The 24,683-nt window shown below is 39.4% G+C and carries 18 protein-coding genes and 1 pseudogene; 11 read left to right on the top strand and 8 right to left on the bottom strand.

The genetic code is table 11. The features are described from left to right. The first annotated feature begins 85 nt into the window (after positions 1 to 85). Positions 86 to 1,642 (top strand): CPBP family intramembrane metalloprotease, encoded by a 1,557-nt coding sequence (locus tag KME09_11410; GenBank protein ID MBW4534531.1) that lies wholly within the window; start codon positions 86 to 88, stop codon positions 1,640 to 1,642. 203 nt (positions 1,643 to 1,845) lie between these two features. Continuing rightward, positions 1,846 to 4,266, top strand: coding sequence for a tetratricopeptide repeat protein (locus KME09_11405; GenBank protein MBW4534530.1), 2,421 nt, complete (start codon positions 1,846 to 1,848; stop codon positions 4,264 to 4,266). A 77-nt stretch (positions 4,267 to 4,343) separates the two neighbouring features. Here the strand turns inward: KME09_11405 and KME09_11400 are convergent, their stop codons facing one another. Beyond that, complete coding sequence (locus KME09_11400; GenBank protein MBW4534529.1) at positions 4,344 to 6,011, bottom strand: mechanosensitive ion channel family protein; 1,668 nt, start codon at positions 6,009 to 6,011, stop codon at positions 4,344 to 4,346. 396 nt (positions 6,012 to 6,407) lie between these two features. Here KME09_11400 and KME09_11395 point away from each other — a divergent pair, with 396 nt between their 5' ends. Beyond that, positions 6,408 to 7,076, top strand: a complete 669-nt coding sequence (locus KME09_11395) for a superoxide dismutase (GenBank protein MBW4534528.1) — start codon at positions 6,408 to 6,410, stop codon at positions 7,074 to 7,076. Positions 7,077 to 7,328: 252 nt separating this feature from the next. On the opposite strand, the gene KME09_11390 is transcribed toward KME09_11395, so the two are convergent. Beyond that, the gene (locus tag KME09_11390) at positions 7,329 to 9,623 is read right to left on the bottom strand and encodes a response regulator (protein MBW4534527.1); all 2,295 of its coding nucleotides are present in this window, start codon (positions 9,621 to 9,623) and stop codon (positions 7,329 to 7,331) included. A gap of 403 nt (positions 9,624 to 10,026) precedes the next feature. Here KME09_11390 and KME09_11385 point away from each other — a divergent pair, with 403 nt between their 5' ends. Genes KME09_11385 through KME09_11375 form a run of 3 tightly spaced genes read left to right on the top strand, consistent with a single transcriptional unit; the run spans position 10,027 to position 11,272 of the window. Beyond that, positions 10,027 to 10,395 carry a ferredoxin--nitrite reductase gene (locus tag KME09_11385; GenBank protein ID MBW4534526.1) on the top strand — a complete coding sequence of 123 codons (369 nt, stop codon included), beginning with the start codon at positions 10,027 to 10,029 and terminating at the stop codon, positions 10,393 to 10,395. A gap of 56 nt (positions 10,396 to 10,451) precedes the next feature. After that, positions 10,452 to 10,898: a DUF309 domain-containing protein gene (locus tag KME09_11380; GenBank protein MBW4534525.1), complete on the top strand. Its 447-nt coding sequence runs from the start codon at positions 10,452 to 10,454 to the stop codon at positions 10,896 to 10,898. A gap of 32 nt (positions 10,899 to 10,930) precedes the next feature. Continuing rightward, positions 10,931 to 11,272, top strand: coding sequence for a histidine triad nucleotide-binding protein (locus KME09_11375; protein MBW4534524.1), 342 nt, complete (start codon positions 10,931 to 10,933; stop codon positions 11,270 to 11,272). A gap of 27 nt (positions 11,273 to 11,299) precedes the next feature. Here the strand turns inward: KME09_11375 and KME09_11370 are convergent, their stop codons facing one another. Beyond that, the gene (locus KME09_11370) at positions 11,300 to 11,866 is read right to left on the bottom strand and encodes an HPF/RaiA family ribosome-associated protein (protein MBW4534523.1); all 567 of its coding nucleotides are present in this window, start codon (positions 11,864 to 11,866) and stop codon (positions 11,300 to 11,302) included. A 347-nt stretch (positions 11,867 to 12,213) separates the two neighbouring features. Between KME09_11370 and KME09_11365 the strand changes: the two genes are divergently transcribed. Both KME09_11365 and KME09_11360 read left to right on the top strand, forming a co-directional pair. Further along, a complete protein-coding gene (locus KME09_11365; protein MBW4534522.1) occupies positions 12,214 to 12,993 on the top strand; it encodes a DUF1206 domain-containing protein in 780 nt (259 codons plus the stop codon). Between the two features lie 81 nt (positions 12,994 to 13,074). After that, positions 13,075 to 13,212 (top strand): annotated as a pseudogene (locus KME09_11360) (IS5/IS1182 family transposase). Positions 13,213 to 13,312: 100 nt separating this feature from the next. Here the strand turns inward: KME09_11360 and glgX are convergent. The 4 genes from glgX to KME09_11340 all read right to left on the bottom strand — a co-directional run bounded on the left by glgX (position 13,313) and on the right by KME09_11340 (position 18,726). Next, on the bottom strand, positions 13,313 to 15,424 hold the full coding sequence (glgX, locus tag KME09_11355) for a glycogen debranching protein GlgX (GenBank protein MBW4534521.1): 2,112 nt from the start codon (positions 15,422 to 15,424) through the stop codon (positions 13,313 to 13,315). Positions 15,425 to 15,539: 115 nt separating this feature from the next. Further along, positions 15,540 to 16,391 (bottom strand): alpha/beta hydrolase, encoded by an 852-nt coding sequence (locus KME09_11350; GenBank protein ID MBW4534520.1) that lies wholly within the window; start codon positions 16,389 to 16,391, stop codon positions 15,540 to 15,542. Between the two features lie 114 nt (positions 16,392 to 16,505). Beyond that, positions 16,506 to 18,257, bottom strand: coding sequence for an EAL domain-containing protein (locus KME09_11345; GenBank protein MBW4534519.1), 1,752 nt, complete (start codon positions 18,255 to 18,257; stop codon positions 16,506 to 16,508). Beyond that, positions 18,250 to 18,726: a response regulator gene (locus KME09_11340; GenBank protein ID MBW4534518.1), complete on the bottom strand. Its 477-nt coding sequence runs from the start codon at positions 18,724 to 18,726 to the stop codon at positions 18,250 to 18,252. Before KME09_11340 ends, KME09_11345 begins: the two co-directional genes overlap by 8 nt. A gap of 432 nt (positions 18,727 to 19,158) precedes the next feature. On the opposite strand from KME09_11340, the gene KME09_11335 reads away from it, so the two are divergent. The 3 genes from KME09_11335 (at position 19,159) to KME09_11325 (ending at position 23,222) form a co-directional block, all read left to right on the top strand. Continuing rightward, positions 19,159 to 20,439 (top strand): serine/threonine protein kinase, encoded by a 1,281-nt coding sequence (locus tag KME09_11335; protein MBW4534517.1) that lies wholly within the window; start codon positions 19,159 to 19,161, stop codon positions 20,437 to 20,439. Positions 20,440 to 20,613: 174 nt separating this feature from the next. After that, positions 20,614 to 21,456, top strand: coding sequence for a hypothetical protein (locus KME09_11330; GenBank protein MBW4534516.1), 843 nt, complete (start codon positions 20,614 to 20,616; stop codon positions 21,454 to 21,456). Positions 21,457 to 21,626: 170 nt separating this feature from the next. Then, a complete protein-coding gene (locus KME09_11325; GenBank protein ID MBW4534515.1) occupies positions 21,627 to 23,222 on the top strand; it encodes an NAD(P)H-quinone oxidoreductase subunit 4 in 1,596 nt (531 codons plus the stop codon). Between the two features lie 271 nt (positions 23,223 to 23,493). On the opposite strand, the gene KME09_11320 is transcribed toward KME09_11325, so the two are convergent. Beyond that, positions 23,494 to 24,555 (bottom strand): response regulator transcription factor, encoded by a 1,062-nt coding sequence (locus tag KME09_11320; GenBank protein ID MBW4534514.1) that lies wholly within the window; start codon positions 24,553 to 24,555, stop codon positions 23,494 to 23,496. Between the last annotated feature and the right edge of the window lie 128 nt (positions 24,556 to 24,683).

Genomic DNA, 24,683 nt, shown 5'->3' with positions numbered 1-24,683 from the left:
CGAACATTGATTACTATTCGTAGAAAAGGGATAATACCAGTATTAAGTATCAAAAATGACTAGAGAATCTGCTCGAGAAAAATAAATGACGATTAAACGAGTAATTTTAGCTTTACTAACTATCTTGGCGATCGTCCAAATTGGATCTTCTTTAAAAAATAGTTTTGATCAACCTCAAATTCAAAGCCGTTTAGAGCTATATCAAACTAATTTAGTACTCCAGGTGGCAGAGTTTAAAACTAGCCCAGAAAATGATTTCGATCTTAACGGTGCGGTTAGCTCTTTAGTCGGGCAAGATCCTTATGACGCAGCCAGCAAGAAGTATCAGCAAGTTCGTCAAGAATCGGTTACTAGTCGCGATAAATTTCAATCTCAGCTACAACAACTTAGCCAAGCTGAATCAAGTGCGATCGAGGTTGCCGATCCCACAATTAATAATAATCTGGCGCTGAAAACTCAGTTAAAACAGGAAATCGTTGAGTTAAATCAATTTGTCAACGAACTCGATCTCAAACAAGGAATTTTATTTGGAGTACAAAATAAATCAGCAGAGGCGATCGCTCTTTGGCAACAGGTAATCGATCGTCTCGATAACTCTAATCGTTATGCTCAAACGGCAACGGTACTAAAACAGCTATGGCAGGATAAAACTCAATTGGGTGCTGATGAAGTGGCAATAATTAACCGTAATCTAGATGGTTGGTTTCGCTATCAAGCTTTAGCTAAATACAATGAAGTTAATCACCTCAAAGAAGATTTAGCCTTGCTACAGGCACAAGAGTCGAACATTGCTCTCAACTCTATATTTAAACTCGCGCTAATTAGTGGGATTCCCGTTTTTGGTGGTATTGGTGGGGTAATTCTGCTGGTTTTTCTAATTATTCAGCGTTTTGTTAAGCCTGAAGCAGCAATTATTACAACTAATGGTCAAACTGGCTGGAAAACACCTTGGGATTGGGAAATCATTTGGCAAGTCTTAATTGTGGGCTTTTTCTTTGTCGGTCAATTTTTGTTACCGATTATTATTAGTCTGGCGGGCATCAATCCTAGTGGTTCGTCTTTGAGAATCAAGGCTTTATATGTCTTGGGAACTTATATTTTGATGGCTGTAGGCGGAATTTCCGTTTTATATTTATCGCTTAAATCATACTTTCCTCTCCCTGAAGAATGGTTTAGATTTAAGTTCAAAAGCAACTGGTTTGTCTGGGGATTTGGCGGTTATTTGGTAGCCATACCTTTAGTCTTATTAGTGTCGGCGCTCAATCAGCAAATCTGGCATGGGCAAGGAGGCAGCAACCCACTGCTATTTCTTGCTTTACAGGCTCAGGATCGAGTGGCGCTAGCGATCTTTTTTAGTACCGCTTCCATCGCTGCACCGATCTTTGAAGAAATCATGTTTCGCGGTTTTTTGTTACCGTCTTTGACACGATACACTTCCGTTAACGGTGCGATTGTGATTAGCGGTTTTATCTTTGCTGTGGCTCACTTAAGTTTATCCGAAGTTTTACCCCTAGCTACTTTGGGCATCGTCTTAGGATTTGTCTATACGCGATCGCGCAATCTTCTTGCTCCCATGTTGCTCCATTGTCTCTGGAATAGTGGCACTCTAGTTAGTCTGTTTGTCTTGGGTAGTGGAGTTTAATATGAAGTCCGTTTAGACAATTTCAATTAAAACTCGCGCAAAGACGCAAAAGCGCAAAGATTTTATAAGAAGTAATTAAGCGGACTTGATATAATATTGGGTTCGGCAAAGTCTTCCACACCTAAGACCTGCGATCGCTTTTCAAAAATATAGTAAGCTTTATTCAAGCTGAGTAAAGTTGCGGATATTTCTTTAAATCATTAATGGTTGACCCTCAAGCTATTTGGCAGTCAATTAGCAAGTCTCTTGTCGATAATCAGGATTTAACCAGAATCTTATTGACTATTACTGGTTCAAGCGTAACTGTAACTGGCTTGATTACTTTGATTTGGTGGTATCGCAATCAAAAGCGAAAGCGAAAATTTCCTGTTGCTATTGCTTCTCCTTTTGAAATTATTCGTCCTCATAGTGATGTACTATCTATAGTTTTTCCTGGGGATAAACAAGATCCTTTAGCTGATGCCTCAATTCGGTATCAAAATCGTTGTCCAACCAGGCAAATAAGTGTCCGCCAGGAATTAATTCGGCAGCTTGAGGAATCAAATTGGCTTTTAATTGAAGGTAGAACAGGATTAGGCAAAACTAGAGAAGCAGCAGAACTCGCGCAGCATTTTAATCGGGAAGGCTGGACGGTTCTATGGCTCAAGTTAGGAGCATGGATAGACGAACCCACAACAGAACACTTGAGGGAACTTAACAGCGATCGCAAATTGCTTTTTCTGCTCGATGACCTCAACCAAAAAATGTCTTATGGTTTAAAACAAAAATCTCCCCGTGCTGAAACATTGCCCCTTGAGCCTTTAAACGAACCGTTACAAACCAGACTGCTAAAGACCTTAAAAATATACGAGGAATTTTGCCATGATGGAGAAATAAAAGTAATCGCCACTGCTCGGAATGAAAGACAGCCTGACACTTTTGGTAAACCTAGTGCTTGGAATAAATTAGAAAAAAACAAATATCCTCAATTTTGGAATCGTTTTACTGTTTACGAATTGCCCGAACCAGAAGATGAAGCAATTTCTCAGCTATTGAGAGTAACTATTCCTGATACAGAAATTTATGCTACAGAAGAAAACTATTTACCCATCGCCAGACAAAATGACCGTACCTTTAGAAACGTGGTAGAAAATCTAGTCAGGCTAAGAAACCGAGAATTACCCTTAACACCTAATAATTATCGCGACACTCTTAAAGATAACTGGAGTAGACGTTATCAAGATGCAGTCAAGAGATATCCTATAGCTGTCTGTATTTATGGTGCAGTGGATTTATTAAAACAATTAAACATTACTTTAACAAGAGAAATTATTAAACAGACCGCTTTACTAATCTTGGATAATCAACCTTGGCAACTATGGCATCCTTATTCCATTACCAAAGTCTTAAATTATCTAATTGATGCCGAACAAATTCTTACTCCTCGTGACGGACAAATTGAAGCTCGCGAACGAACTATTGAACCTCAACAATATATTAAACAGCTAACTAAATTAGTTTTAAAACTTAAGGAGAAACAACTTGATCCTACCTCATTGTATAATTTCGGGGTGAATCTCACCAACTTAAACTTTTACCAAGAAGCTCTCCAAGTCTATAATAAGTCTCTAAAAATTAATCCTGATGATAGCCAAGCTTGGAATAACCAAGGTAGTGTGTTAGTTAGCTTAAACCTTTATCCAGAAGCCCTCCAATCTTTTAATAAAGCTTTGGAAATCAAACCTGATAAAAATGAAGCTTTGTATAACAAAGGCAATGTGTTGGTTAATTTAAACCGTCACCAAGAAGCACTCGATTTCTACGATCAAGCTCTGAAAATTAAAGGCGATTTTTATCAAGCCTGTCATAACAAAGGCATTGTATTAGCTGACTTAAACCGTCATGAAGAAGCCCTCCAATTTTTTAAAAAGGCTCTGGAATTGAAACCTGATTTTGACCAAGCCTTATATAGTCAGGGTAATGTGTTAACTAACTTAAAGTGTTACGAAGAAGCTCTCGATTCCTACGCTCAAGCTCTGGAATTAAAACCTGATAATGATCAAACCTGGTACAACAGAGGCATTGTGCTGAAAGATTTAAACTGTCATCAAGAAGCTCTCGATTCCTTTAATAAGGCTCTAGAATTAAAACCTGATTTTTACCAAGCTAGGTATAATCAAGGTAATATGCTGGTTAGCCTAAACCGTTACCAAGAAGCTCTCGATTCCTTTAATAAAGCTCTAGAATTAAAACCTGATTTTTACCAAGCCTGGAACAACAAAGGCAGCGTGTTGGTTAGATTAAACCGTCACCAAGAAGCCCTCCAAGCCTTTGAAAAAGCTCTAGAATTAAAACCTGATTTTCACCTAGCCTTGTATAATTTTGGTACTGCACTATTTGACTTAAACTGTTATCAAAAAGCTCTCCAATCCTTCAACAATATTCTGGAATTAAAACCTGATTTTCACCTAGCCTGGTATAACAAAGCTTGTATATTTTCTTTACAGAACAATGTTGACTTGGCAATTGAGCATTTGGCAGAGGCAATTAAGCTAAATCCTGAATATCAAGAGATGGCAAAAACTGACTCGGATTTTGACAAAATTCGCGATGACTCTAAATTTAAAGCTTTGATTGATGATTAGCTCTTAAAATTTGTACAATATTTTGCAATTAATATTTAAGTTTAATTGTGTGTGTAATTAATAAGCTTTTATAGGCTTTAATTTTTTTGATCTGGAATTAAATTATGCCGACTCAGCCAAATCTGTTGCTGAGGGAGAGGTAAGGGAATACCCGCTGCTTCAAAGGCATTTTTGAGACGACGACGAAATTCGCGGGAGATTTCCCACTGTCTTAGGGGTTCGGTTTTAAACCAGAGGCGAATAATAAAACCGCGTTCGGCAAATTCTTCTACACCTAATACCTGTGGTGGTTCCAGAATTTTAGCGCGACATTCACAGTCTTGATACATTTGCTCGGCTATTTCTGTAATTAAGGCGATCGCTTCATCGACATTGGCGTAATATGCCACAGGAATTTTTAAATCCGATCTCGACCAACCGTTAGAATGATTAGCCACCACGCTGATCGAGCTATTGGGAATAGTAATTAAACGCCCTTCTCCATCTCGCAGTTGAGTAATACGCAAATTTAAGTTTTCGACTAAACCCCCTACCTCGCCGATAGTTATCACATCGCCAACGGCATATTGATCTTCAAAAATAATTAGTAAGCCGTTAATCGTATCTTTAATTAAGTTTTGAGAAGCAAAAGAAAAAGCTAAACCTAAAACTCCCGCGCCAGCCAGTAAAGGGGTAACATTAAAACCAATCATGCTGAGGGAGATAAATAAGGCAATTCCCGCCCAAATAAAGGTCATAATCCCTCTAAATAATCGAGAGAAAGTATTAACTCTTACCTGAAGTCGTTGATTGATATTGTTATTTAAAACATAGTTCTGGGTAAAAGCATCATTAGTAATAGCTGCATTAATTCTAGCGATCGCCGCATAGCTTAAGCGGATTAAAACATAGCAAACCCAGATCACAACCATTAACTGTAGGGGAATTCTGAGGATAGTAATGCTCCATAATTGGATCGGGCGAGTTTGGGGAAACAAACCTAAAATGATTAATGTGCCACCAATCCAAATAGTTAACTGAATCAGTTGCAAGAGGCGGTATTTTACTTCCTTAAGGTTAAGTGTTCTTCTTTGTTCTAGTTGAGATGGTAGATCGGCATCTTGGCTGAAGGTAACTTTTGTCTGGGTTAAACGTTTGATCCAGCGCCACAACATAAAGTTACTCAATACCATCAGCAACAATCCTGTCCCTGCTAACTTAGCTTGCTGGAGTAAATAAGCAGGCTGTCTTTGCAACTTAGCTTGTTCTAAGCCTCTTTTAATGCGATCGCCAATTTGCTTTGCTTGAGTTTCTAAGTCAATACCATCAACATTGATATCTTTGGGTTTGAGAGTTAAAACAGGAATTTTTTTGCTGCCAACTAATGCCTTCAGGCTTTGCCGATTTTGATCTCCTTGTGCAACAATACTTAGTTGAACAGAATCAGCATTCAGATAGGTATTTTTAATCTCAGCTAACTGTTCTTCCACATAGTTAATGCGTTGAGCCAAATCAGATTTTTGGTCAGATAATTTAAACAAGCAACTGCCATCTAAATAGACGCAAACTGACAAGATCTTATTAGCTGAATCACTTTCTATCAAAGTTGACAAATTTAGTTTGGGTGATAATGGCAACTGCGCCCAAGTAGGAATAGCCAACAAATTCAGCAAAAGAACCGTGCCGATCAATACCTCAAAAAAATTTCTTTTAATCTTGCTACCCATAAAACATTTTGAGTTTATCCCACCTTGGGTTTCTTGCATCCTAAATATTAACTCAGTAACCCAAAGATGCAATGAATTTAGGTATTTTTACGCTCAAAAAAAACTAATAATTATTACTCAAAAAAACAAATTTAATTACATTTATTCAAGTAAATAAATTTCAATTCAAATATAATCTGCCAATTATTATTGGTCGAGGCAAAATTATTGTAGATAAAGTTAAAGTAAATTTTTTACAGATGAAGCGATAAGTGCGATGATTGACTACTATGTTAATACAATAAAATTGTCAACTCTCAATAATTATTAATTATTTCAATGTACTCCAAAAAAATTTACGGTTTAATGATGGCGATCGCGATCGCCATAACGTTAGTTCTTCAGTCAAACAACAGTGTGGCAGATGCTTCAGAGCGTACAACCATCAGCAATCAAATGCTATCTTCCCAAACTACTTTGGTTGCTCAAGCCCCAACGACGGATGAATTTACCCTACCGCCTTTACCCTATGCCTATGATGCTTTAAATCCCTATATCGATAGCGAAACCATGACCATACATCATGATAAACATCATGCTAAATATGTCACGAATCTCAATGAAGCGATCGCTCTCCATCCTGATTTAAAAGGGCAATCCGTTGAGGATCTGTTGCTTAATCTGGATACTCTTCCTGAAGATATTATGACTACTGTACGCAACAATGGCGGTGGTCATGCCAATCACACTATGTTTTGGTCAATTATGACTCCTAATAGCCAGGGAGAACCCACTGGTGAAATTGCCGAAGCAATTACAACAACTTTTGGTGACTTTGCCACTTTTCAAGAAGAATTTAATACTGCGGGAACAAAACGCTTTGGTAGTGGTTGGGCTTGGCTAGTAATGAACGATCAAAAAGAATTAGCCGTTACTAGCACTGCTAATCAAGATAGTCCCCTAATGGAAGGTCAATACCCCATTATGGGCAACGATGTTTGGGAACATGCTTATTATCTTAAATACCAAAACAAGAGAGAGGATTATTTAAACGCCTGGTGGAATGTGGTTAATTGGGATGAGGTAAATAAGCGATTTCAAGCAGCCAACAGTTTCTTTGAATAGGCGATCCTCAAGCCGATTAGTAGATTAATTAACTAATGTTACGCACCTGCTAATTTACTCTATAGCTTTTACGTGGGGGTTTTGGGAATTAGGGGTTTTGGGAATTAGTGATACGTTAACTTCTATCTCCCTATCTCCCCATCTCCCTATCTCCCTATCTCCCTATCTCCCTATCTCCCAGTCTCCCTATCTCCCTATCTCCCTATCTCCCTACATAATTGTAATTACTAACTCTTCTGTGGGTAACGTGAGTTACCTAAGTCCCTTGAATTTTTCAATTCCACCTAAGAATTCATCGGTCATCAAATTCCAAACAGTGCGATGTTCATTAATTCTCACATTGGCTTGCACTTCCATCCCTGGTCGGATATATTTCTTTTCACCATCAACCATAAGATAATCCTGATCCAAATTTACTTTGACGGCGTAACGGAAGAAATCGTAGGGTGGTTCTGGTTCTAAGGAACTGGCGCTAATAAATTGAACTTTGCCATCAATGCCACCATACCTGCCAAAGTCGAAAGCACTAATTCGCACGTCAACAGGCATACCTTTTTCCACAAAGCCAATTTTGTCAGTCGTCACAAACACTTCTGCCACTAAATCTTCGGTTGGGACAATTTGCAATATAGGTTTAGCTGCTTGACCAGCAGGAGGAACATAGCCAGGATAAGCAGTTAGATCGAATACATCTCCCGTAATAGGAGCAACAATAGTTTGATATCTCAAGTTTTGCTCTGCCCCCGCAACTTGACTATTGATTTCTGCAATCTGTTTATCGTTTTCGACTATGGTTTTATTTAGCTGACTATCAATTTCTGAGAGTCTGATGCGGTTGCTTGCCCTTTGGTCATAGAAATCTTTTTTCGATACCGAAGTAGTGTTGCTTAACTGTTGTTTTGCCTGAGAGATGTCTAAAGATAATCTTTCTCCTTCCTGGAGCAAACGATTAATTTCTGCCTGTAAAGTGGTTATATCCTGTTCCTGGCGATCGCGTTCTAAATTTCCTTGCTTCATCGCATTGACCATTGAGGCATTGCGATCGTTGATTTTTTGTCTTTGTTGAGAAACCTGATATTTGGCGATGCCACCTGCTTTATAAACAGGCATCATTGAGGCTAAAGTTTCCCGTTCAATCTTGATACTATCTTCCGCCTGTTTCCTCGACTCTAGATTACGGTTAATAATTTCTTGTAAATTCTGTTTGCCTGTTTCCAACTGCGCCCGAGTGTCTTGAAGCTGAATGTCATTTTGCTCCGACTGTCTTTCTAGCTGTTCAACCTCCAATCTGGCTGATGCGGTGCGTTCAGTTAAGTCGGCTCTAGAAGCTTGTAGTCGCTGAAGTTGATCGGGATCAAAATTACCTCCAGAACCGTTTAAAAGATTATTTAACAATGCGTTCTCATCTCTTAATTCGGCTCGGTTGCGTGACAAAGAAGCTACTTCTGGGGGAATTTTCAAAGCAGCCACTGTGCTATTAAAATTATTAGCATTAACTTTGCCAGCTAATAAAGCTCGATAAAACCTATTTTCCTGTTTTAAAGTTTTGCGTACCTGAGTTAAAGAATTTACCTGCGCTTTAGAAGTGGTGGTGTCTAAAACCATCAAAACATCGCCTTCCTCGACGCGATCGCCCTCTTCAACTCGAACTTCTTTGACTACACCGTTGGTAGGAACCTGAATTTCCTGGGTTTTGCCTATGGGTTGAATCATTCCTTGAGTAGGAATTACCTGCTCAATCTTGGCAAATTTTGCCCAAATAAGCGTAAATGCAGTGACTCCCATAATACAGGCCATCGTCAATCTCGACCATCTGGGCGAAGGGCGGAGCATTACCGTCTGCTCAAATTTGCGCGTTTCTATCGACGCTGGTTTACGCTTTACCAAGGCAGCATCGTCGTTACTAGCTTTACTACTTATTAGTTGTCCAGGGGGATAAGATTTTTCAGTCGCTGTTGTATCTGCAATGCGAGCAGCCAGAGGAGACATGATCGGTAGCTTATCTACCTCTTCTGCCTGCGGTAAAGATAAATTACGATAAATTCCTGGCCCAATTTGCGCATAGCCACGATGAATCGATCTAATTGCATCAATTAATTCTTTCGCGGGCGTACCCTTAAGCAAATAACCCATTGCTCCAGAATTGAGGGAGTTAGCTACATATTCCTGGTTGTCAAAAGTACTCAGTACTAGTACCTTAACGTCAGGAAACTTTTGACAAATTATTTTAGTGGCATCTATCCCATCCATCCCTGGCATTTCCATGTCCATCAGAACTACTTCTGGATTTAAGGATTCCACCTGATTAATGGCGTGTTCGCCATTTTCAGCAACACCAACTATTTCAAGATCGCTTTCTGTTTTGATTAGAGCTTTTAATCCTTCCCGAATCATTTTTTGATCGTCGACGATTAAAATGCGAATTTGACGATTTAAAGAATTAGTCAGATCATTATTTACCGAACTTACCGAACTGTTAGTTCCGATATCAAAGGACAAATTACTAATCGATGAGTAATTTCTATTGCCACTGCTGGATGAATTCATGATTTAAATATTTAGTAACTGCTTCAAATATTGGATTGTGAGCTAGCTTCTCAAAGAAACATTAGAATTATGGTTAATTAGGTTTTACAGAATAGTCATAAGCATTTTGAATTATTTTTAATGAAACCATAACCAAGGTTAGCTGAACACAAGAACGATTGTGTACCTAATTGAACATTAATAACCGATCTATTTTAGGTAAAGATTGGCGATCGCCAAAATATTAGACAACATAAATTTTCAATTATTCAGTATTACTACTGTTAGATCCTAGATTTTCGAGTCTTCTCCTTTAATAAGTTACTACTATAATGCTGAAACAGCTCAATATATTATTCCCACCAATCTGGAATTATTGTGCAGCAACCTATAATAAGATAAATTTTTTTCATTTTGATCATTTATGACTACATCAAAACCAACTACAGGTCAAAGTCCTGACAAAACTCTCGAATCAATGAGGAAATTTGCTGAAAAGTATGCTCAACGCACAGATACTTACTTTTGTAGCAATTTATCCGTTACTGCTGCCGTAATTAAAGGATTAGCAGAACATAAGCAGGAACTAGGTTCTCCTCTTTGCCCCTGTCGCCACTATCAAGACAAGGCAGCAGAAGTTAAAAAAGCTTACTGGAACTGTCCTTGTGTGCCGATGCGAGAAGAAAAGAAATGTCACTGTATGCTGTTTTTGACCCCAGACAATCCCTTCGCTAGCAATACTCAATCTATCACGACTGAACAAATTAATCAGCTTTGTAGTGAAATGGACTGAGGAATTACAAGCTGACAAGTCCCTAGATTTTAACCAATAGCCAGAAAAAAAACTTTATGGTTACTTCCCCTGAATTTGAACGAGGAATTGCTGAATTTAATCAGCAGCAGTTTTATGCCTGTCACGATACTTTAGAAGCAATTTGGGTTGATGCTCCTGAAGCAGATAAGCGTTTTTATCAGGGAATTTTACAGGTGGCTGTAGGTTGCTATCATCTCAGTAATGATAATCTGCGGGGGGCAATTATTCTTCTGGGGGAGGCGGTTAGAAGATTATGTGACTACCAGCCAGACTATGAAGAAATTAATGTTGAACAGCTATTAGAACAGGCTATGGCTTTACTTCAGGCACTTCAGCAACTCCAGCCAGAGCAAACCAGCGATTTCTGGCAACAGCTCTTGCAAAAGCAGTCGGGAGCTACAAAGAAAGAGTATGATGCTAATTCCATTGCCGATTTAGTTGCTAGTTGCCAACTGCCCTATATCAATAGAGTATTGAATTAATTGAATTAATCGCCTTATTTTGAGAGATAGCTATGACAGATACTATTTTTGGCAAGATTATCCGTCGCGAGATTCCTGCTGATATTGTCTATGAAGATGATTTGACTCTCGCCTTTAGAGATGTTAATCCTCAAGCACCAACCCATATTTTAGTTATTCCCAAAAAGCCGATTCCTCGCCTGTCTGAATCAGCTCAAGAGGATACTGCACTGATGGGACACCTACTGATGACAGTCAAAAAGATTGCTCAACAGGAAAATCTGAGCAACGGATATCGAGTCGTGATTAACAATGGTGCAGATGGCGGACAGACTGTAGATCATCTGCATTTACATCTGCTTGGCGATCGCTCTATGGGTTGGCCACCAGGGTAAGAAACTATTAAATGTAATTAAATGTAATTAGCTGCCAGGGTCTAAAAGCTGTACTGTAGTCGCTTGAGGCCCCATTTCACCCATGGTTTCTTTATATCTAACTCCACTTCCTACTTTTATGCGCTCAAAATCATCGTTGGTTACGCTATTACGATGAAAGTAGATTTCTTTTCCTGTACTAATTTCCTGGATAAAACCATATCCCTGTTCGGCGAATAGCTTTGTCACCATTGCACTTACTTGCTGTTCGGGGTGTATTTTTCTTTCTCCTTTTTGCTCAGTAGTAATACTAATCAATTGACGACGTGCTGCTTCAAAAGCATCACGAATTACTGTTTTTAAGGGAGGATATTGTTTTCCCACAGCAGGACTTTCTACTACCGCTAATTCACGACCATGAGGAATGGTAATATCAATACTTACTCGATAAGGTGAGCCACTGCTTGGATGATCGTTGTCTTTCTCAATTACTACACGACAGCTATTCATGTAGTCACAAAACTTTTCTAGTTTGGCAATTTTTTCTTCAACCAAACTTTGAATTGCAGCGGTTTTTTCTAGGTGACGATAAGTGATCTCTGGCTTAATTTTCATTAATTATTCTGGATATATCAACTATTTTTCTTCAACCTGTAATTTGATTAACTAGCGATACAGCTACACAAAAATATCGGCGATCGCAATAATTAATCTTGTTTCCTAGCAAAATCGAATATCTAGTAGATAGAAAGATATAGTTCAGTTCCTTCGAGACTAAATTTTTGCACCATTGTAAACCTGACATCAATTTTGATACATCTACCTCTAGAAATAGTTTTATCTTCAGCTTAGTAATTTAATTAGATATATTGCTCAATAATTCAAATATATTTACTTAGATAGATGTTTAATTAGCAGTAATTTAAGAAGATTTGAAGCATATTTATAATTAATTAATAGTAATGGAAAAGTTAGCAAGATTTGGCTATGCTGCCAAGGGTTTTGTCTATGGAGCGATCGCGATCTTGGCTTTACTAGCAGCATTTAGCGTAGGTGGCGAAACAACTGATACTACTGGAGCTTTACAGGCGATCGCTCAACAATCTTTTGGCAAAATATTATTAATTTTAATCGCTATTGGTTTGGTAGGATATGTGCTGTGGCTTTTAATTCAGGCTATCAAAGATCCTGAACACAAAGGAAAAGATGCCAAAGGGTTATTCTCTCGCTTAGGCTATGCAATAACTGCCTTAGTATATATGGGAGTAGCTAGCAACGCTGCATTACTAGCTTTTGGTTCTAGTAGTAGCGGAGGAGGAAATTCTCAACAAGATTGGACAGCGAGGGTGATGCAGCAGCCTCTTGGTAGATGGGTAGTGGGATTGGGGGGAGCGCTAATTATTGGTATTGGCTTTTATCGAATTTATCAAGCTTACAAAACTAAATTTCGTCAGGAATTAAATCTTGCCCAACTTGACTCACAACATAAAAACTGGCTAGTAAATATCAGTCGCTTTGGTATAGCTGCAAGAGGCGTAGTATTTATTATGATTGGCTTTTTTATTTTGCAAGCTGCTCATCAATATAACCCCCAGAAAGTTCAAGGATTAGACGGCGTGCTATACACTTTAACCCAACAACCTTTTGGGAAAGCTTTATTGGCTTTAATGGCTTTTGGACTATTATCCTATGCTATATATCTAGTGGTTCAAGCTCGTTTTCGTCGTATTCAAATTAACTAGGGCGTGTCATCAATTAGAAAAATGCGCTCGCTTCGGAAGAGATAGAATAATCCACAGAAGAGCTAAAAGGAAGAGTAAATTGTGACCAAACGTTATGCTTTGAGAGATGATCAGTGGTCAAGAATTAAGAATCTACTTCCAGGAAGAGAAGGAACGGTGGGAGTGACAGCCAAGGACAATAGATTGTTTATAGAAGCAGTACTATATCGTTACAGAGCAGTTAATTTCTTGGGTTCTATCTATCTTGCTTCTTCTGTCGTTTGGCTTAATTGATGACACGCCCTAATGTTCCTTGTTTACTCATCCTGCGAAGTCTAGGTTATAGACTAAAGTTGGGAATAGGTACAATACTGCCCCGATCTAATAGCACGACAGACGATCGCGCTGCTACTAGATAGCGGTTATCGTATATTTTCTTGGCCGTTGCTGGATCGGCAATATCATCTGGTGCAGGTAAGGCAGTATCAACTATGCGATGCCAAGAGTTACCCAACTTGAGAGATGGTAATTCAAATTGTAATGGTTTCCAATAGGCATTAAATATTACATGCAATCGTTCACCGCTGGGAGGATGACAAAGAGAAAAAGCTAAACAGTGAGAATCGTCACTCCAGTCAGGCTGTCTTAACTTCTGTCCATGCCAAATGATGTGAGGTTTGTCGCTAATCTGGTCTATTTGTAAAAACTTTTCTTCGCGGAAGATCTCCAGTCCTTTAGCAAACCGAATCAATATTTTGACAAAGCGTAATAAGTCCTGATGTTGTTCGACCAAATCCCAGTCAAACCAGCTCAGTTCGTTATCTTGACAGTAAGCGTTATTGTTGCCCTGCTGAGTATGGCGAATTTCGTCACCCATGAGTAACATCGGTGTTCCCTGGGACATAAATAGCACCGTTAAGAAATTCTTAATTTGCTGCCAACGTAGCTGTTGAATTTCAGGATCTTCGGTAACTCCTTCTGCGCCACAGTTCCAGCTAAAGTTATGATTGCTGCCATCACGACTCTCTTCTTGATTTGCCTCATTGTGTTTTTCGTTATAAGAAACCAGATCGTTGAGGGTAAAACCATCGTGACAGGTGACAAAATTCACACAGCGATTGATATCTGTATCTTGACGGAAGTAAATATCAGGACTGGCTAAGATTCTGGCAGCCAAATTCTTGAGCGCACCGCGATCGCTTTTGACAAAACTGCGCACATCATCGCGAAAAGGGCCATTCCACTCAGAAAACCAATCTGCCTGATCGACAAACTTACCTACGTCATATAATCCCGCAGCATCCCAAGCCTCAGCAATCAGTTTACTTCCTGCTAAGACAGGATCGGACTCAATAATGGAAAGAATTTTTAATGCTCCCGCATCTTCAATCGGTTCACCGTAAACGTCTCTAGACAAAACAGAAGCTAAATCAAACCGAAAACCATCAACGTGCATTTCCGAAACCCAGTAGCGCAGGGAATCGACAATTAACCGAGCAACTACAGGATGATTACCCTTAAAGGTATTGCCACAGCCACTGTAGTTTTTATATTCTGCCTGATTGTCTTCCAGAATATAGTAGATCTGATTATCCAACCCTCTAAAAGAAAGAGTTGGCCCATTTTCATTGCCTTCGGCGGTATGATTGAATACCACGTCTAGAATCACTTCGATCCCTGCTTTGTGGAGAGCTTTAACCATGTCGCGAAACTCGTCTACAGCCCCCAAAGGATCTCGCTGAGAACTATAGCCTCGGTGGGGAGCGAAAAAACCAATGGTACTATAGCCCCAGTAGTTTTTTAATCCAGGACGAACATCTTGGGGATCGAACTGATGAACTGGTAATAATTCTACAGCAGTAATGCCTAACTCTTGGAGATAGGGAATCTTGTCAATTAAGCCTGCATAGGTGCCTCTTTTTTCAGGCGTAACACCAGAATTAGGATTACGAGTAAAACCGCCAACATGCATTTCGTAGATCACGCTGGAAGCATAGGGAATCCGAGGATGGCGATCGCGTTCCCAATCATAGGTACTGGGGTCTACTACTACCCCTTTAAGTGCCTGGGCGCAATTATTACCTCGACTTTCAGCAGCCTGGCGATCGTAAAATTCTTCGCCCACAATTGCTTTAGCGTAGGGATCTAGCAACACTTTGGTTTTATCAAAGCGATTTCCTTGTTCGGGGGCATACTCGCCATAAACTCGATAGGCATAGATTTGTCCAGCTTTTAGATCGGGAACAAAAACATGCCAATAATGATAAGTCTGGTGGCGAATTGGATCGAGTTCAATGACGTGATCTGGTTTTGCAGACTGAGCCGTATTAAACAGCAGTAGATCGATTGCTGTCGCATTTTGTGAAAAGACGCTGAAATTCACTCCATTGGGATAGACAGTTGCTCCTAAAGGAAAACTCGATCCAGGCAATACCATTGGTTTCCTCACCATATTTTTGATTTAACTATCAGCCTCTAGCTCTTAACTCCAGGATTTACCATAGCATCATCAATCCAATGTTGCAGTATTTAACTGAGCATAACCTTTGGGAGTCATGAGTTGATGACTATTTAAGAAATTCCCAGATATAGGAATTAACTAAGGCAGGTTGTTCTTGCTGTACCCAGTGGCTACAGTTAGGAATGTATTTAATTTGCCAATCTCTAACATAAGCTTCTGTACCGTAGGTTAATTCTTTCCCCAAGGCTGTGTCTGCTTCACCCCAAATGGTTAAAGTTGGGATCTCTAAAATTGGCCATTCGGGTTCGCTATTGAATAATAAGGGAAAAATACCACGATAATAGTTAATCATTGCCGTGAGCGCCCCTGGTTTGGCTGCTGCATCGCGATAAGCATTCAAGTCTTCCTCGCTAAAAGCAGTTTTATCGATCGCCATTCCTGAGAAAGCCTCTTTAATTGCCTGATAGTCATTCAACTGGAAGAGTAACTCTGGCAAAAAAGGAATCTGAAAAGCCAGGATATACCAACTTTTTAATAATTGTTGTGGTGTGCGTAAGCCTTGAGCAAACTTAGCTGGGTGGGGAATATTTAAGACAATCAGTTTTTCCACCATTTCAGGATAAGCATAGGCAAAATTCCAGGCGATCGCGCCACCCCAATCATGAGCGACTAAGATACAATCTTCATAGCCTAAACCTGTAATCACACCTTTGAGATCTTGAATAAATTCTGACATTTGATAAGCTGAGGGTGATGCTGGCTTGTCACTATCGTTATATCCGCGTAAGTCTAATGCCACCGTGTGATAATCCGAGGCAAATTCTTGAATCTGGTGTCGCCAAGAATACCAAAACTCAGGAAACCCGTGAAGCATCAACATTAACTTGCCCGATCCCTGGCTGACGTAATGCAGATTAATGCCGTTGGTAGAAATAAAATTGTGTTGCCAATTATCCATCACAAACTGCTCTAAGTTTAGAAAATTGAACTATAGCAATACTAGACAATGTTAGGACGTTTTTTTACTACTCCCTACTCCCTATTTGCGAAGCTTATCCTTTAGGACTACCTACTACTCAATAGCCTGCACTATATTCATCACATCGACACTATCAAGAGGATGAGCAAAAAGATATCCCTGCCCATATTCGCAACCTAAACTTTTCAATATTTTTAATTGGGCTTGGGTTTCAATTCCCTCGGCAATAACGTCTAAGCCCAAGCTATGAGCTAAGTTAATAATCGCTTTAACGATATCATAATTAGTATTATTGATCTCAGGGCCGATAAAGGAACGGTCTATTTTTACCGTATCAACAGGTAAATAACGTAAATAGTTCAAGGAAGAATAGCCTGTGCCAAAGTCATCGAGACATAGTTTAATTTCTCGTTCCTTCAGTTGTTCGAGAACTCTGGTGACAGCCGAGGTGTTTTCCATCAGAGTACTTTCAGTAATCTCTAATTTAAGGTCTCTTCCTGCCATATTTAAAGATTCCAGCAGATTATCTATTTGAGGAATTAATTCGGGATGATAAATCTGAATTCGGGAGAGATTAACACTCATGGTTAAGGGTGAGTCACCCGCAAAAGACTCCTGCCAGGTTACTAGCTGACCACAAGCCTCTGACATTACCCATTGCCCAAGAGCAATAATCTGTCCAGTTTCTTCGCAAATTGGAATAAATTTATCTGGGGAAATTATGCCTAAAGAATCATGTTGCCACCTGACGAGGGCTTCTAAACAATTAATCTTGCCTGTGTCGAGAGAAACAATTGGCTGATAGTTTAAATATAACTGGTGATTATCGATCGCCCGTTGTAAATCGTTTTCTAACCGTAATCTTTCTACTGCTGTACTCTCCATTTTCTCGTTAAACAGCACCGAAGTTCTGGCAAAGTTCGCTTTAGCATACTGCATGGCAGTATCTGCCCAACGCAACATTTTTTCTGGTTCGCGATTATGAGCTTGATTTAAGGAAATGCCAATACTTACCGTCGAGCAAACAGTTGCACCATTAATTTCAAAAGGTTTAATTAGTTCGCGATATAAACGCTCGGCTCGATTAATGACATCATGCTGATTTTTGAGTTCGGTAATTAGTAGAGCAAATTCATCTTCCCCAATTCTGGCGACTACGTTTGTATCGAGATCGATGATGCACTTTTCTAAACGTCGAGCGATCGCCATTAACAGTTTGTCACTAATTTCATAACCGAGACTACGCTTAATATTGTGAAAGCGATCGATGCTCAGTAGCAATACAGCAAAAAGATTTTGGGCTGATTCACCGACTGTATTGTGGTCAGCATAAACATTAAATTCTTGATTGTGAACGATTTCACTATTAAGATGGTCTAAAAATGAGATTCTGTTGGGTAAGTCGGTTAGCTTATCGTAATAAGCAAGATATCTTAACCTTTTTTGGGCTGATCGATACTCTTCCCTAAAAATAGCTTCCCTTAACTCTCGCTCCACCGCAGGGAGTAGGCGGGACAGTTGTCCCTTGATTAAATAATCGTGCGCTCCTGCCTTCATTGCTGCCACGGCAGTGTCTTCGCCGATTTTGCCCGACACAATCACAAAAGGTAAATCCAACTGCTGTTCTTTTAAGATCTCCAGAGCAGCGATCGCACTAAACTGAGGCATGGAATAATCAGCCAAGACAATATCCCAAGGTTTATTGGACAAAGCAGTTTCGAGATCCGCTCTGGTGTCAACTCGCTGATGAATTACCTGATAACCACCATTTTCTAGGGCGATCGCTAATAGTTCGGCATCGTCTTCTGAATCTTCAATAATTAAGACTCGCAGAAGTTTACTCATTTGGGACTCCAAAAACAGGGGGAAGCTGATTGACAGTCAGCCAATATGTACTTATCTCTCTCACAAAAGTTTGGAGCTGTGTAAAGTTAATTGGCTTCCTAATATAACTGTTGCAACCATTAATATAACTGTCAACGAGATCCTGTGGCTCATTTGAAGAGCTTATTATGACTACAGGAATAATTTGAGTATAAGAATTAGCGCGGATGCGCCTTAAAACTTCAATGCCGTTAATCCTTGGGAGATTTAAATCTAGCATTACCAAAGCGGGCATGGTTGCTACGGATAAATCCCCTAATTCTCCTATTTCACTTTGATTATCTACTTGTCTTTGAAGATAGTTTAAAGCTTCAATTCCATCGGCTACTATGATTAAATTATGCGGAATTTCTCCCTGAGCAAAAGCTAGCTTCATCAACTCGCGATCGTCAGGATTATCTTCCACTAACAAGATATTTTTAGTTGGCATTATTATATATTTTCAAGTTTGACAAAATTAGTCGACAAGTGAGACTAATTATTATTAATATTTATCTGATTAATCAGTTATTTTTTTGACTTTTGAAATAAAATATGATTTAGATATTTTAATTTTAGATACTTCATGTTTTTGGTCTTTTTGTATCTTTTATCATATTAAATACTTAATAAGCAAGAATCAAAGCTTATTTTTAATAAAGAGAATTTTGCCAGAAGGTTAACTCTTAAAAAAAGTATTATTTCACTAAAGATAAACTTTAAAAATTAAGAAATTAACTTTTGTTAGTTTAAAATTTATCTTTTATCTGTTTGCTTTTAAGACTTAAGCTGCAAGCTTATAATAAACAAAAGTCATCTGGGTTTGCTTAGTCCTTAATTTAAAGTTATCAATAGTAAATTAGCATTAATATAAAAGTTTAAAATGAGCGAATATTTGGATTTAACTAGCTATGGATATCAAATTAAAGCAGAATTAGGTCGTAATCGCGAGGGGGGAAGAATTACCTGGAAAGCCATTGAAATTAAGACCCAAAAAACTGTAGTTATTAAACAGTTTTGTTTTGCTCAAGTGAACTCCAGTTGGTCAGGATACAAAGCTTATAGCCAAGAAATCGCAGTGTTACAAAAATTAAGCCATCCTAACATTCCTCAATATCTCAACAGTATTGAAACTGATAATGGTTTTTGTCTAGTTCAAGAATACATCAACGCTACTTCTTGGCACAACTTTCGCCAATTAACCACAACCGAAGTTAAGCAAATTGCGGAAAAAATACTCGATATCTTAATTTATTTACAGCAGCAAACTCCGCCGATCCTGCATCGGGATCTTTCGACTGAAAATATCTTGCTGGATGAATCTCTAAATGTTTACTTGATCGATTTTGGCTTTTCCAGCCTGGGAAGTCAGGAAGTTGCTGCTAGCAGCGTTTTTCGGGGGACACCAGGATTTATTGCTCCAGAACAAATCATCAAACCCACCACAGCATCGGATATTTACAGTTTAGGGGTTAGCTTAGTTTGTTTACTAGCCCACAAAGACATCACAGAAGTCCGTGAGTTCGCTTCGGCTGATGATCCCTATCAACTAAACCTCAAAAAGCTTTTACCCGACATAGATCGTCAGTTTTTAAGTTGGCTGGAAAAAATGACCAATGCTAAAGTTAGCCAACGCTTCTCTGATGCTCAAGCTGCCAAAAATGCTTTGCTCAAACTAGAACTACCCATCGTCAGATCTCAAGACATAAGTACTCTAGCGCCGAGCAGCACATATATCAAGCCAAAAATCATTGGTGTTGTCGCAATTTCTGTAGTTACAACATTTGCCACTTGGGGAGTAAACTTTGCTACTAGTCGGGTTGAATTAAGCGTCACAACCGTAGCGATCGCCATTTTAGCCACAATCGCGATCGCCGTTACTCAATTAGGTGCAGCAACAATAGTTAATTCCGATCCCCAGACAAAAACTCAGGGAATAGCCTTGGGTGTGATTATACCCGCCATCTTAGTGGGCGTTAGTAGCTTGATTGGGGGGATTGAATTAGCAGTAACGATCTCAGCAGCGATCGCCATAGCCGAAATTTTGCTACTTTCTTACTTCTGGAGACAATTACCCAGCAAAATAGGAAATTTAGCTCAAGCAGGTTTTTGGCTAAGTGCGATCTCGATCGGCATTGTTCTGGGTTTAAACTTAACCAACTAGCACGATCGATCAGTAATACCACAAGGATACAATGTCAGTAGTCAGTAATCAGTAATCAGTAATCAGTAATCAGTAATTAATTATTCATCACATCTAAAACTGTTCGCTATAATTCAAGATGGAATAATCGAGGGTATTCTAGATCACATAGGCAGTGTTGTGGAGGAGACGGCATTGGATGAACTCAGGGCAGGATTAGCTTTAGCCACAGAAGAAGAATTACAGCAGATCACACAGATATTATTTAACCGTCGTTTTAATCCCCTAGATTATTGGCAGACACCTGAACCAATTGAGATCCAGAGCCAGGATTTAGACTTATGGCTCGATTCTTTAGACCAAAGATTTCGCTATTTAGCAGCCGATGGGATGACTGTATTGCGAGGGCGGACTCAGGAAGTATCTTATCGAGATATCCTCATTAAAGTTTGTCACTATCTTAAAATTCCCTATTCTCATCAGATGAAAACGACGGATATTGAAGCCGAAATTTTTCTCCATCTAGTTAGCAAAGCTTGGGACAAATTGCCTCCTCAAGAACAGAAAACCCTTCAGGCGCAGGTGGGCAATTCCCTAACTACAGCCCATCCTCCAGAACCTTTACCAATACATTTGCAACACAATCCTCTAACAATTCTGCTGAAAGGAACAGGAATTGTAACGGTTAATACTGTGCTTAAATCATGGTTACTTAAGCATATTGCTCGACAGTTTGCCCTTCATTTTGCGACTTATCAAGCAGCCAAAACAGCTCTCATCAAAGGTAGCACCACGGCAGTAGCAGGATTAAGCAATCAGCTAGCATTACAGGCAGCCAAGAAAGGGATGGTGACAAATGCTGCTCGTTATGGGGCAGCCAGAGGTATTTTTAGTATTTTAGGGCCAGTAGTGTGGGGCTATTTTGTCGCCGATTTAGGTTGGAAGGCGATCGCTACTAATTACGGTCGAGTTATTCCCATCGTCTTCACTCTGGCTCAAATTAGGTTAATTCGTGGAGAATATTTAGGATTAGGTTAAGTATTGTAGAGTAACAAAGCGATCCCCTAAGAAAAATACCTCAACCTATAAACAATTTGTTAAGAATGCTAGGGGTAGGCTGAAATACCTCAGAACATATAAACAAGAAAGGAAGTTTATAAGTAAAACGACCTAGTAAAATTTCTGGTAAAATTTTCGCTTTTTTCTCTATGACCCACTTTCCTTGGTTAACTACCTGTATTCTATTTCCCATCGTTGCTTCTTTGTTTTTGCCGATTATTCCTGACAAGGAAGGTAAAACCGTTCGTTGGTATGCTTTAGTGATCGGCTTAATTGATTTTGCCATTATAGTTTATGGTTTCTATCAAGACTATGACTTTAGCAATCCTGACCTACAGTTAGTCGAAAGTTATGCTTGGATACCTCAGCTAGACCTCAACTGGTCAGTTGGTGCTGATGGTCTTTCCATGCCCTTAATCTTGCTTACGGGCTTTATTACGACCCTGGCAATGATGGCAGCTTGGCCTGTTACCTACAAGCCTAAGCTCTTTTATTTTTTAATGTTGGCAATGTACGGCGGACAAATTGCTGTCTTTGCTGTTCAGGATATGCTGCTATTTTTCCTCGTTTGGGAATTAGAACTAGTTCCTGTATATCTAATCTTGTCCATCTGGGGTGGGAAAAAACGTCTTTACGCTGCGACCAAGTTTATCCTCTACACCGCAGGGGGTTCACTGTTCATCTTAATTGCCGGCTTGACGATGGCATTTTACGGCGACACAGTGACCTTTGACATGAGTGCGATCGCCGCTAAAGATTATGCCTTTAATCTGCAATTATTTCTCTATGCGGGCTTTCTCATTGCCTATGGGGTTAAACTACCGATCTTTCCCCTCCATACCTGGCTACCAGATGCCCACGGAGAGGCGACAGCCCCTGCTCATATGCTACTTGCAGGGATTTTGCTAAAAATGGGTGGTTATGCTCTGTTACGGATGAATGCGGGAATGCTGCCTGATGCTCATGCGTTTTTTGCCCCTGCTCTCGTAATTTTGGGGGTGGTAAATATTGTTTATGCAGCCTTAACTTCTTTTGCCCAGCGTAACCTCAAGCGTAAAATTGCCTATTCATCAATCTCTCATATGGGGTTTGTCCTAATTGGCATTGCTTCCTTTACCGATTTAGGAACTAGCGGTGCAATGCTGCAAATGATTTCTCATGGTCTGATTGGGGCTAGTCTTTTCTTTATGGTGGGTGCTACCTATGACCGCAGCCATACTTTAATGCTGGATGAGATGGGTGGCGTTGGTCAAAAGATGAAAAAAATCTTTGCTATGTGGACGACTTGTTCCTTCGCTTCATTAGCCCTCCCAGGCATGAGTGGCTTTGTCGCCGAACTAATGGTCTTTGTTGGCTTTGCTACCAGTGATGCTTACAACTCCACTTTTAAAGTGTGTATTATTTTCTTAGCAGCGATCGGCGTGATCCTAACGCCAATTTATCTCCTTTCAATGCTGCGGGAGATGCTCTATGGCCCTGAAAACAAAGAATTAGTAGACCACACTAACCTAGTCGATGCTGAACCCAGAGAAGTATTTATTATCGCTTGTTTACTGATTCCGATTATTGGTATCGGTTTGTATCCTAAACTGGTTACCCAAATCTATGATTCCAGTATCAGTCAGCTGACAGCCAGATTGCGTGCTTCTGTACCCAGCTTGGCTCAACAAATGCCAGCAGCTTCTAATAGTTACTCGATGATGTCTTTAACTGCACCCAAAATTGAATCAGTTGAAAGTAAGTAACTTAATATCCATTCGTGACAAGTTAAAGGACTACGCTTAGGATCAATGGGTTTTTAGCTATTAGCTTTTAGCTATTAGCTTTTAGCCTTTGATTTTATAGCCCTACGTAAAAACGTTAGGACATCTTTGAAATACTACTTCCTATTTCCTATGTCCTATTTCCTACCTCGCGCATTCCCTTGCGTCTTACGCCGACGCGGGGTCGCTCGTCTACTTATGAGCCGATTACTATTAATGTCCTAATCTAATTTTGTACGACTATAATGGTTCGTTAATTGGTTGATTCCACATCTTTACCTGGAATGATGTTGTTAGGATTGATTAGAGAGTCCCCTGACTTGACCACAGACAGTAAGACATATCCTGAAAACAATGTGGCTAATAGAGCAAATACTCCGCAGGCTCTCAGCCAACCCTGAGTGGTCTTAAGCTTTCGATCTACATCATATAATGAAGTTCGCATTGGATTGAGTACAGATATTAATTCCTGGCGATTTTTTAACTCATAATCTTCCAAGTCAGGACGCATCTCATCACGCTGTACAGCCCATTCCTGTAGTGCTGCTCGCTGACGTGACCAATCATCTAAAGCCTCAGATAGTTTGCGATCGAGATCTTGTCGCAAACTAACAATTTGCTGACTAAATTGGCTGCTTAAACTACGATTTGCTTGATTAAATTGGTTGTTAACGTTGATTAATTCTTGACGTATCGATCTCCAACTTGATTGATTTTTATGTTCCAGCTGACTAAACTTATTCCCTTGGTTAGCATCTATTTTGCCTTCTAATTCATCAAGGCGTTGTTCTAGTTTTTGCTCGATTTGTGTCAAATTATTTGATGAGTAGTGAGCATTTTGTTGAGCAACCAGATCTTCTAATTTAAGACGATAGGTTTCAATTAATTCTTCTACTTGAATTTGTAAGGGTATTAAAGAATCATCGTTTTGCACCGACTCTAACAAGTTAATGTTTTTGTGAACAGAACGGATTTTCTTCACCAGTTCCTCGGCTGTGGTATTTTTGAGTAGATATCCTTTAGCTCCAGCCCGCAGTGATTTGCCTAGATAAATATCATCATCATGACCACTCAGAAAAATTACTTTTACTTTGGGAAACCGCTGGGAAATAATCTTAGTTGCCTGTAAACCGTCCATCTGGGGCATATCAATGTCCATCAGCACCATATCAGGCTGAAGCTGTTCTACCTTAGCGATCGCTTCCTGTCCATCATGAGCAACCCCCACAACATTAATATCTTTTTCCACATCAAGCCAAGTTTTCAACATTTCACAGAGCAGAGCTTGATCGTCTACTAATAAAATAGTAATCATTCAATATACCTAAATAATCTTAAATTTCTATATTCTTGATTCTTGCCCAAGCAAATTTCCAATTTATATTTCAGATTATCTTAATAGATCGACAGAAAAAAAAATGATTACACATCAACTCTTAAACT

The organism is Pleurocapsa minor HA4230-MV1 (assembly GCA_019359095.1).
Taxonomy (GTDB): domain Bacteria; phylum Cyanobacteriota; class Cyanobacteriia; order Cyanobacteriales; family Xenococcaceae; genus Waterburya; species Waterburya minor.
The sequence above is the reverse complement of the archived record's forward strand: the minus strand, read 5'-3'. Positions and strand labels throughout refer to the sequence as shown.